4 protein-coding genes are annotated in these 4,233 nt (G+C 71.5%); 3 read left to right on the top strand and 1 reads right to left on the bottom strand.

The genetic code is table 11. The features are described 5' to 3' along the window. From RIF93_RS19125 to RIF93_RS19135, 3 genes are all read left to right on the top strand, one after another. Window positions 1-490 (top strand): efflux RND transporter permease subunit (locus RIF93_RS19125; protein WP_309093040.1); only part of this gene is annotated, 490 nt, incomplete at its 5' end. Further along, window positions 487-1,890, top strand: coding sequence for an efflux transporter outer membrane subunit (locus tag RIF93_RS19130; protein WP_309093041.1), 1,404 nt, complete (start codon window positions 487-489; stop codon window positions 1,888-1,890). The genes RIF93_RS19125 and RIF93_RS19130, both read left to right, overlap by 4 nt. A 172-nt stretch (window positions 1,891-2,062) precedes the next feature. Continuing rightward, a complete protein-coding gene (locus tag RIF93_RS19135; RefSeq protein ID WP_309093042.1) occupies window positions 2,063-2,611 on the top strand; it encodes a TetR/AcrR family transcriptional regulator C-terminal domain-containing protein in 549 nt (182 codons plus the stop codon). 101 nt (window positions 2,612-2,712) lie between these two features. On the opposite strand, the gene RIF93_RS19140 is transcribed toward RIF93_RS19135, so the two are convergent. After that, on the bottom strand, window positions 2,713-4,233 hold a 1,521-nt coding region (locus tag RIF93_RS19140), incomplete at its 5' end, for an HWE histidine kinase domain-containing protein (RefSeq protein ID WP_309093043.1).

Consider the following 4,233-nt stretch of genomic DNA (forward strand, 5'->3'; position numbering starts at 1 on the left):
GGCGTTCACCCTGCCGCTGGCGGTGATCCTCATCGTCCCCATGTGCATCCTGGCGGCGCTCGTGGGCGTGAGCCTGCGCGGACAGGACAACAACATCCTCACCCAGGTCGGCTTGGTGGTGCTGGTGGCGCTGGCGGCGAAGAACGCCATCCTCATCGTCGAATTCGCCAAACAGGCCGAGGAGAAGGACGGCCAGAACCGCTTGCAGGCGGCGGTGACCGCGGCCCGCACGCGTCTGCGGCCGATCCTGATGACCTCCTTCGCCTTCATCCTCGGCGTCGTGCCGCTGATGCTGGCGACGGGCCCCGGGCAGGAGATGCGCCAAGCGCTGGGCACGGCGGTGTTCTTTGGGATGCTGGGCGTGACCGTCTTCGGGCTGCTGTTCACGCCCGTGTTCTACGTGGTTTGCCGCAAGCTGGCCGAGCGGCTGCCCAAGGCCGATCGCACGCCCGCCACGGCTCAAGCCGAAACCGAAGGGAGCCGCCCGTGAGCGCCCGCAACCTCGTGACGGCCGCCGCCGCGGCCGCCCTCCTCACCGCCTGCGCCACCGGACCCGACTACAGGGCGCCCAGCGCCATGGCGGGGACGACCGGCGGCTTCGTCAGCGCGCCGGTGGCCCCCGTGAACGCCGATCAGCCGCCCGCTGACTGGTGGCGGCTCTATCAGGACCCGGCGCTCGACCGCCTGGTGACCGAGGCGCTGGCCAACAACCGCGACGTGGCCGTCGCCGCGGCGAACCTCGCCCAGGTGCGGGCCTCGCTGTCGGAAGCGCGCGCCGGCCGTCTGCCTTCGACCACCGTGTCCGGCTCGGCGGCGCGCAGCCGGCAGCCAAACCCCGTGACAGGCCAGATGGTCGAAGGCGACACCTTCTCGGCCGGCCTCGACGTCTCCTACGAGCTCGACTTCTTCGGCCGCGTGAGCCGTTCGATCGAGGCCGCCCGCGCCGACCGCGACGCCGCCCAGGCGGCGCTGGACGTGGTGCGGGTCTCGGTCGCCGCCGAGACGACGCGGGCCTACGCCGACGCCTGCGCGGCGGGCGCCCAGCTCGCCGTCGCTCAGCGCACGCTGGCGCTGTCGGAGGAGACCGCCGGCCTGACGCGACGCCAGCTCGACGCGGGCCGCGGCACCGGCCTCGACGTTTCCCGCGCCCAGGCCCAGGCCGAGACGTCGCGCGCGGCTATCCCGCCCCTGCAGGCGCAGCGCGACGCAGCCCTGTTCCGCCTGTCGGTGCTGGTGGGCCGCCCGCCCGCCGAGGTCTCGCCGGAGGCGGCGGCCTGCACGGCGGTCCCGCAGATCGCCGCGACGATCCCGGTGGGCGACGGCGCCTCCCTGCTGGCGCGGCGGCCCGACGTACGCCAGGCGGAGCGCCGGCTCGCGGCCGCCACCGCGCGGATCGGCGTCGCCACGGCCTCGCTCTATCCGCAAGTGATCCTTGGCGGCTCGCTCGCCAGCGCCGGCGGCGGCGGGCGCGATTTCGGCGACCAGGTGTCGTTCAGCGTGGGTCCGCTCATCAGTTGGAGCTTCCCCAACATCGCCGCCGCCCGGGCCCGCATCGCCCAGGCGGACGCCGCCACCCAGGGAGCGCTGGCCACGTTCGAGCAGACGACCCTGACGGCTCTGCAGGAGACCGAGACGGCGCTCAGCGCCTACGGCCGGGAACTCGATCGCCGCGCCGCCCTCCGTCGGGCGCGCGACGAGAGCGCCGAGGCCGTGCGGCTGGCCCGCCTGCGCCAGGAGGCCGGCCTCGACAGCTTCCTGACCGTGCTCGACGCAGAGCGCACGCTCGCCGCCCTCGAGGCGCAGCTGGCGCAGTCGGAAGCGGCCGTGACCTCGAACCAGATCACGCTGTTCAAGGCCCTCGGGGGCGGATGGGAGCGCGGTGCCGTTTAGGGACAGGGCGGCCGTTCCCCGCCTCTGGGCCACGCGGATCAGTCGCAGCCGCGGCCCTAGACCTGGGTGGACGATCGACCAGATCGGAGCTGCGGCCGTTGAGCTCGCGGACCAGGGCGGCCTGGCGGCCGTGTCGATGCGGAGCGTGTCGTCGAAGCTTGGCCTCTCTCCGATGGCTCTCTACACCTATGTCGAGGATGCGGCCGCCCTTCGCGCCGCCATGTTGGACCACGTCGTCAAGGAGCAGCCGGCTCCACCGCTCGAACCCGCCGGATGGCGGCAAGTGCTCGCGCATGTCGGGCGCTCATGGTGGTCGATAAGCCAGCGTCACCCCTGGCTGCTCGACATGCCCGCCGATGAAACGCCGCCCGGCCCGGTGACCACGGCCGCGCTGGCCCGCGTCTATGCCGCCCTGGAAGGATGCGGCTTGGACATCCGCCAGCAGGCGCGAGCCATCATGATGCTGCGGAACCACGTGGAAGGCACGCTGCGCAGCGTCCTCCGCACTCGGAGCTGGTCCCGCCTGCAGTCTCTGGAGAGCTCTCTGGCTACGAGCGACGCCTCAGACCTCACTCTTGCCGCGGATCTGCGCCGGCTCCTCCGGGTCGTCGACGCAGGCGGCGCGGTCGACCCCGACGACGAGCTGCAGGCGAACTTCGAGTGGGGCCTTCAATGCTTGCTGACGGGATTGGGGCAGGCGTTGGATCGCCAGCTACGCTGAGGCATCGGCGAGCGTGAGCAGGCTCGCCGAGACCAGACTTCCGGTGGAGGTTTCGCCCACTGCAACGGTTTCGTGCCGCGCCGGCAGCAAGTCTTAGGCCCCTAGGCGAGCGCCAGCGGCTGGGAGCTCGCCCTGAGAGGCGCATCGACGCGGCACAGCACACCCTCAGGCCGGAATTCCAGGCTGACGTCGCCATGGAGATCCTGGGCCAAGCCCCGCTGGAGCAGGCGGGTCCCGAAGCCGGCGCTGGTCGGGGGCTGGACCGGCGGGCCTCCGCGTTCGCGCCACTCCAGCGAGAGACGCCCCGCTCGCGTGCTCCAGGCGATCTCGACCCAGCCTTCGGACGCGCTGAGCGCCCCGTACTTCACCGCATTGGTGGCGAGCTCATGGGCGGCCATGGCGAGCGCGAGGGCCTGCTGCGGCGCCAGGGTCACGCGGGGACCGTCCATGCGGAAACGTCCCGAGACGGCCGAGGCGAACGGCGACGTGGCCCGCACCAGCACGTCGCGCAGCTCGGCGCCCTCCCAGTTCTCCCGCGTCAGCAGATCGTGCGCGCCGGCAAGGGCCAGGAGGCGGCCCTCGATGATCTCGCGAAGCTCGGCCGAGACGACGCCTCGCGACGTCTGCGCCACAACCGACTGGACTGTCGCCAGGGTGTTCTTCACCCGGTGGTTCAATTCGTTGATCAGCAGCCTCTGCTGCTCCTCGACCTTCCGGCGGCGCGCGAGCTCCTGTTGCGACGCCTGGAAAAGCCGGGCGTTATCGATCGCAACCGACGCCTGACCGGCTACGCCGCGGATCAGTTCCTCGGCCATGGCCGTGAACCGCGCGGGCTCGGCATGTCCGAAGAACAGCCCGCCCAGCACCTCCCCCGACCGCGAGATGACCGGAACGGCGAGGTAGCTGCGCACCGGCAGATGCCCGGGCGGCATGCCGTGATACGGGGCGGAGCGTCCGTAGCGTGGGTCCTTGGTGATGTCGTCCGATCGCACCACGCCGCTGCCTTCGAAGGTCGGGGCGAAGACCTCGGTGTTGCGCGGCATCGGGAAGCGCTCGAACGCTGACCTGTCCACGCCCGACAGCGTGTAGAGCGTGTAGCTCTCTCCGGCCTCGTTCACGAGGTTGTAGAAGAACGCCCCGAACTGCGCCCCCGTGATGCCGACACCGGCGTCGGTGACGATCTGGACGACCTTCTCCAGGTCAAGTTCGGCCGCCAGCGCCGCGCCCGTGGCGTTCAGCACCTGGAGGGTCTGCGCCTGTCGGGCCGCGTCGCGTTCGGCCTGCTTGCGTGCGGTGATGTCGGCCGCCGTGCCGATGACGCGATAGCACTCGCCGCGCTCGTCGAAGAGCCCCCGCCCCTTCGCCGCCACCCACCGGACCTGTCCGTCTTCCTTGCCGATGGTGCGGTACTCGACGTCGTAGAGCGCCCGTCGGGCAGGATCGGTCGCCGCGGCGTAAGCCTCCGCCACCCGGTCGCGATCCTCTGGATGGAGACACGGGAAGAAGTCTTCGGCCATGGAGACGGGCGCGTCGGCGCTGATCCCGAACATGGCCTTCACCCGTGGCGGCCAATAGAGGGTGTCGCTCAGGGGATCCACGTCCCAAAGGCCGATCTCGGCCGC

This window comes from Phenylobacterium sp. (genome assembly GCF_031181185.1).
Classification (GTDB): domain Bacteria; phylum Pseudomonadota; class Alphaproteobacteria; order Caulobacterales; family Caulobacteraceae; genus Phenylobacterium.